Annotated in this window: 4 protein-coding genes and 1 pseudogene; all 5 read left to right on the top strand. The window is 42.2% G+C overall.

Annotated features, from left to right (window positions below):
• Positions 1–1,035 (top strand): annotated as a pseudogene (locus B3B27_RS01645) (beta-L-arabinofuranosidase domain-containing protein); the annotation flags it as partial.
• A gap of 297 nt (positions 1,036–1,332) precedes the next feature.
• Entirely contained in the window at positions 1,333–2,289 is a 957-nt protein-coding gene (locus tag B3B27_RS01640; protein ID WP_238841665.1) for a sugar phosphate isomerase/epimerase family protein, read from the top strand.
• Between the two features lie 19 nt (positions 2,290–2,308).
• Complete coding sequence (locus B3B27_RS01635; RefSeq protein ID WP_238841664.1) at positions 2,309–3,433, top strand: acyltransferase family protein; 1,125 nt, start codon at positions 2,309–2,311, stop codon at positions 3,431–3,433.
• 150 nt (positions 3,434–3,583) lie between these two features.
• Positions 3,584–4,939: a Gfo/Idh/MocA family protein gene (locus tag B3B27_RS01630; protein WP_286846740.1), complete on the top strand. Its 1,356-nt coding sequence runs from the start codon at positions 3,584–3,586 to the stop codon at positions 4,937–4,939.
• Between the two features lie 388 nt (positions 4,940–5,327).
• On the top strand, positions 5,328–6,581 hold the full coding sequence (locus B3B27_RS01625) for a Gfo/Idh/MocA family oxidoreductase (RefSeq protein ID WP_238841662.1): 1,254 nt from the start codon (positions 5,328–5,330) through the stop codon (positions 6,579–6,581).
• Positions 6,582–6,589 lie beyond the last annotated feature (8 nt).

Genomic DNA, 6,589 nt, shown 5'->3' with positions numbered 1-6,589 from the left:
CAGGTTACCGGTGATGTGCAATGGGCAGACCACCTCGAAAAAATTGCTTATAATGCCTTACCAACTCAAACCACCGACGATTTTGGCGCTCGACAGTATTACCAGCAGGTCAACCAGATTAAAGTCAGCCGGGACATGCGAAATTTCGTAACTCCCCATCACGATACAGACAACCTTTTCGGAGAACTCACCGGATACCCCTGCTGTACCTCCAACATGCATCAGGGGTGGCCCAAGTTTACGCAGAATCTTTGGTATGCGACCAACGATAACGGCATTGCCGCAATGGTGTATGCCCCATCGGAGGTTTCAGCAAAGGTAGGAAATGGACAACTCATCACCGTTAAAGAGTCCACACAGTATCCTTTTGAGGAAACCATTACTTTTACCTTTGAGTTTCCAGATAAAAAAGAAGAAAGAATAAAATTTCCGTTCCACCTGGGTATTCCCCGATGGTGTAAAAACCCCGTAATAACGATAAACGGGGAAGGGGTTACGGCAGAAACAAGGCAAGGTGAAATCGCAAAGATCGATCGTGCCTGGAAAAGCAATGACAAGGTCGTTCTACGCCTGCCCATGGAAGTGTCGATAAGCCGATGGTACGATGGCGGAGCGGCCGTTGAACGCGGCCCACTTCTGTATGCGCTGAAGATGAATGAAAACTGGCAAAAGAAAACAACAGAGCCCCACGAAACCAAACGTTACGGAAAATGGTATTACCAGGTCACCAGCGACTCTCCCTGGAACTATGCCTTACCTATCCGTAACTTAAGTAAAGAAAATGTTGAGAAAGCTTTTATTGTTGAAACAAAAAACATGACTTCAGATTATCCCTGGACGCTGCAAAATGCACCTGTTAAAATAAGAACAACAGGATTACGCCTCCCCGGATGGAAAGAATACAACGGGTCGGCCGGCCCGGTATCTTATTTTCTCACTGAACAGGAAAAAGACATTGGTAATGAAGAAGACATTGAACTTATCCCCTATGGGTGCAGTACATTACGAATTGCTGTTTTTCCCGTGAGAGACTGATGAAATGTATACACCCCAATAAGTTTACACTTTGGGTTACTAAACCATAAATTTATAGAATAGGCAGATATTAAGAGGAAATATTTGGTGCCCATTTGTTTTTTCATGCACTAATCTCTCCTTCTTTGTGAAATTCATAGACATGTTAAAAAATTCGACTATATTTGTGACAAAAGAATGTCACTAATATAAGCATTTAATCTTTGCTTAAATCGTTTTGCAAATTACTGTGTATGATACAAAATATGATATACCTATTGCTATTCCAGGAATTACTGAATTTAAATAATCATAGATATGAACAAACGGGAATTTATTAAATCGGCTGCCGCCATTGCGGGAGCGACAGTCGTTTCTCCCTTGTCTGCAACGATATCGCCCATTGAGACTGTCACTCCATCGTTGGGTCTATCATCAACCCTTGTAGACAATAAGCCGAAACAAAAAGTCGCCTTAAAAAAGAGCTTGGGGCTTGGAATGATCAAAGAGGAGTTGTCATTAACTGACAAATTTAAACTTGCCGTAGATCTTGGATTCAACGGTGTAGAACTAAACTCACCTGTTGATTTTAATATGCCCGAGATCCTTGAGGCAAAAGCCAAATCGGGGATTGAACTTCCCTCGGTTGTAAACAAGGACCACTGGAGTTCACCCCTTTCCGATCCCGACCCGGCCGTGAGGAAAAAGTGTATCGACTCTGTCGCGAAATCTTTGCAGGAGGTGAAAGAGATGGGTGGAGACACGGTTTTAGTCGTGCCGGGTGTAGTCAACGAAAAGGTATCTTACGAGCAGGCATACATCACTTCTCAAAACTCAATCAGAGAGCTGATTCCTTATGCAGAAGAAACAGGGATGCAAATTGCTTTGGAAAACGTATGGAACAATTTCCTCATAAGTCCGGTGGAAGCAAAAAGATTTGTTGATGAAATAAATCATCCTCTTGTAGGATGGTATTTCGATATTGGTAATGTGCTGCGTTACGGATGGCCTGAGCATTGGATCAGGACATTAAACAGACGCATTATGAAACTCCACATCAAAGAGTTCAGCCGCGAGCTGATGAACTCCAAAGGATTGTGGGAAGGGTTCAAAGTAGATCTGCTGAAAGGCGACAATAACTGGCCTTTGGTAATGAAAGCCGTCAAAGAGATAAATCATCAGGGAGGATGGCTCACTGCAGAGGTAAACGGGGGAGACCGGAATCATCTGAAGATGATCTCGGCACAAATGGATGAGATTATATCGTATCTGTAATAAATTGTATCTTGTATCGATGAAACAAAAAACTAGAAACGAGATTCAGCCACAGCGACTAAAGTCACTCGATGCTCTGAGAGGATTCGACATGTTCTGGATTATGGGTGCAGGTGAGTTTTTTATACTGCTGGGCTCTTTAACCGGATTACCCGCTCTGCAGTGGTGGGCAAACCAGATGACACATATAGAATGGCATGGTTTTCACGCATATGACATGATCTTTCCTTTGTTCCTTTTCATTGCCGGTGTCTCATTTCCCTTCTCTGCACAAAAGCGTTTAAAGATGGAAGATGGAAGGAATTCACTTTACAGGCATATTTTTAAGAGAGGGTTGCTACTTGTGCTGATAGGTATTATTTACAATAACGGTATCAGCTTCGATTTCGCAAACCTGCGTTATGCAAGCGTTCTGGGACGAATTGGACTGGCATGGATGTTTGCCACATTGATTTTCATGAATACGAAAAAATCAAAAACACGTGTAATCTGGTTCTGGGGTATCCTGATTTTCTACTGGCTCCTTTTTGTACTGTTTAAGGCACCTGATACTGGAGATCCCGATCATTATTCAATGCAGGGAAATATTGCAAGTTATATCGACAGGCTTCTGTTACCGGGACGTTTCTGCTGTTTTGAGCTGGGAGATAACGAAGGGATATTGGCTCTGATCTCCGCTACTGGGACAGGATTATTAGGTATTCTGACAGGGGAGCTGCTTTTAACAAACCTGAAACCATTAAAGAAAGTATTGTATATGGCTATTGCAGGTGTTATCCTTATGATAGCAGGTCAGTTATGGAATCTTGCCTTCCCTATTAATAAAATACTGTGGTCCAGCTCTTTTGTCTGTTGGGTTGGAGGTATAAGCCTGCTTTTGATGGCTATTTTTTACCTGATTATTGACGTGTGGAGGTTAAGTAAGTGGTCTTTTTTCTTCGTCGTGATAGGGATGAACCCTATTACAATCTATCTTGCTAACCGTATCATACGGTGGGGAAATGCAAATGAATTTTTCTTCCGTGGTATTGCTGAACTCTTTCCCGAAACTTGGGCTCCCATTGTCATGTCTGCAGGATATATAACCATAGGATGGGTGTTTCTTTATATCCTCTATAGGCGAAAAATATTTCTTAAGATATAAGTCTATCCTCTGATTAATCTTTTTTTGAAACTCATTTTTCGCAAATTATGAATATATTACTTCGTTATTTTTCTAACTTTGCCAAATGTGAATTACAATCTATTGATATAATTTTCAGTTATCTGAAGTCTTAAAACATATTATTTCGAAATGCAACAAAACAATCAATTATCACGGAGAAATTTTCTAAAAAGTTCAGTAGTAGCCGGAACAATAGGAATAACCGCTGGAATTCCGATTCTGAGTTCTTGCTCATCTCAAAAAAAAGATAAAAAAGCCGGGTTAACACTCCCTGTATTACCAGATCAGGCACCCGATGGAAAAGTTCTAAAAGCCGGATTGGTCGGTTGTGGTGGACGTGGTACTGGTGCTGCAATAGATTTCCTGAATGCAGGGCCAAATCTGCAGATAGTGGCTCTTGGTGATGTCTTCCAGGATAAGATGGATGCCTGCAGGGAGATTTTGAAAAAGAAAAAAAATGTGGAAATTCCTGATGAGAATTGTTTTATTGGTTTCGACAGCTATGAGAAAGTTATTGATTCAGGAATTGATATAGTACTGTTATGCACACCTCCACATTTTCGTCCTACACATGTAGAGGCCGCTGTGAACGCAAAAAAACATATCTTTATGGAGAAGCCTATTGCTGTTGACCCCACAGGTGTAAGGAAAGTGCTGGCAGCAGTAAAAAGAGCTGAATCACTTAATCTGAATATAATCAGCGGGACCATTCGCCGTTCACAGAAGGACTATATGGAGACCCGACGAAGGGTATTAAACGGTGAAATCGGTGAAATAACCGGAGCAAACATTATCAGGAACGGGGGAGCCTTGTGGTTTCGCAACAGAAGGCCGGAATGGACAGATATGGAGTATATGCTAAGAAACTGGGTAAACTTCTGCTGGCTGTCGGGAGATCATATTACAGAACAGTTCATTCACGAGATAGATGTGATGAACTGGTATTTTGGGCAGTACCCTGTAAAAGCTACCGGTTGGGGAGGGCGCCAAAGAAGGGTCACCGGTGATCAGTACGACTTTTTCAGTATCGAATATCTTTATGAAAACGGCATGCGAGGACATTGCGCTTCACGTCAGATAGACGGGTGCAGTAATGGGAAAGTTGAGCAGATTAATTGCTCAAACGGTTATGCAGACGCATCCGGAAAGCTGTATGACCTGAAAGGAAATATTGTTTGGGAGTACCCTTTACCTGCTGAAAATGACAACCAGTCGGAATGGAAAGTGACCAATCCCTTCGTTCAGGAACATACAAACCTGGTCACCGCAATAAGAACAGGGAACACCATAAACGACGGGGTTGACCAGGCTTACTCTACGCTTGTAACCATTATGGGTAGAATAGCAGCATACACAGGAAAAGACATAACCTGGGATGAGATATTGAATTCCGAGTTATACCTGGGTCCCAAAACTTACCTTATGGGTAAAGTGGAAAACATCCCCGAGACAATTCCTTTGGCAGGTGCACCTCACAAAGAATAGCCTATTTCAAATATTTCAAAGGAGACTGTTTTTAAAAGCCGGACAGTCTCCTTTTTTTATGTGCATTTGGGCCCGGCTTTTTTCTGGTTTATGAAGCAGCAGAAACTTTTGAACTTACTTTGAAAGATTTATCCCTTTGCTGGCTCTCCAAGCATGACAAACAAGGAGATTTTTGTACCTATCTAGAAAGATTCAAGTATGCTTTTTCTAAAAGATGAAACAGTCTTTCATTTATTTAACAAAAAGTGTACTTAAAATTTAACACCTGTTACTTTTACTCTTTTTTTATTCTTTATCTAACTTTTCATTCTTTTTTCTCCTCAGAAAACATTATTTTTACAAAGTTAATTTTTCACATACCTATAAGTAATTAAATTTTATAATAACAATGACCACCAGAAGACATTTTTTAAAAACTATCGGTGGAGTTACATTGCTGACAATTGTGCCCCGGAATGTGCTGGGGAAAGGGATGATTGCTCCCAGCGATGAACTTACCAAGGGAATTATCGGCGTGGGAGGAATGGGACGCGGTCACATTTCCTACGATAACACACGTGTTGTTGCTATGTGCGATGTCGACAAAAATCACCTTACCAAAGCAGCTGCAATGGTAAAAGAAAAGATCAACCTCTATCACGATTTTAGGGATCTTATCCTTGATAAAAACGTTGATATCGTTCACATTGCTACCCCACCCCATTGGCATGGAATTATGTCGGTTGAAGCAGCAAAGGCAGGAAAAGATATTTTCTGTGAAAAGCCGATGACAAGAACCATAGGAGAAGGGAAACGTGTTAGGGAAGCAATAGCACAACATGGTAATATTTTCCGTCTGAACACCTGGTTCCGCTTCAAGGATCAATTTTACGGCCTTGGCACCCCGGTAAAGCCGCTAAAAAAACTGATCGACAGCGGGCTCTTAGGATGGCCTCTGAAAGTGACCATCAGCAAACATACCGGTTTCGACTGGAAATTCTTCTGGGTGGGGAAAACACACCTTGAACCACAGCCTGTACCTCAGGAACTAGATTATGATATGTGGCTGGGGCCGGCTCCCTATAAGCCATACAATGCACATCGCGTTCACCAGACCTTTCGTGGTTACTGGGACTACGATGGCGGAGGATTAGGTGATATGGGACAGCACTATATCGACCCCGTACAGTACATGTTGGGTAAAGACAATACAAGTCCGGTTAAAGTGGAGGTTGATGCACCTCAACAGCATCCCGACGCAGTCGGCACATGGCGTTCAATCACTTACACTTATGAAGACGGCTGTCAGATCATACTCTGGGGTGGCGATTACGGAAAACCTGACACCCCCTATATTTCAGGGCCAAAAGGAAATGTTTACAAAAACTTTGTTTGCGATATCCCCGACTGGGAAAAGAAACTGGCTGCATTCCCCGAACCACGCGAACAGAATACTAATTTCCTTGAGTCTGTTCGAAACAGACAGAAGTTTGCACTGAACGAGGTGAACGGGCACCGCTCATGTACTATCGTGAACATGGGTGCTATAGCGCTTCAACTAAACAGAACACTGCAGTTTGACCCGGTAAATGAAATGTTTGTCAATGACGAAGAAGCTAACAGACTGATTGATCAGCCTATGAGAGCTCCCTGGACTATATAATCTCTTAA

It is taken from the genome of Proteiniphilum sp. UBA5463 (assembly GCF_002427225.1).
In the GTDB taxonomy this organism is placed as follows: domain Bacteria; phylum Bacteroidota; class Bacteroidia; order Bacteroidales; family Dysgonomonadaceae; genus Proteiniphilum; species Proteiniphilum propionicum.
This window is presented reverse-complemented; position numbering and strand designations above follow the sequence as displayed.

Coding starts and splice junctions, on each gene's coding strand:
- B3B27_RS01625 (WP_238841662.1), top strand. CDS start 5,328: ATGACCACCAGAAGACATTTTTTAAAAACTATCGGTGGAGTTACATTG.
- B3B27_RS01630 (WP_286846740.1), top strand. CDS start 3,584: ATGCAACAAAACAATCAATTATCACGGAGAAATTTTCTAAAAAGTTCA.
- B3B27_RS01635 (WP_238841664.1), top strand. CDS start 2,309: ATGAAACAAAAAACTAGAAACGAGATTCAGCCACAGCGACTAAAGTCA.
- B3B27_RS01640 (WP_238841665.1), top strand. CDS start 1,333: ATGAACAAACGGGAATTTATTAAATCGGCTGCCGCCATTGCGGGAGCG.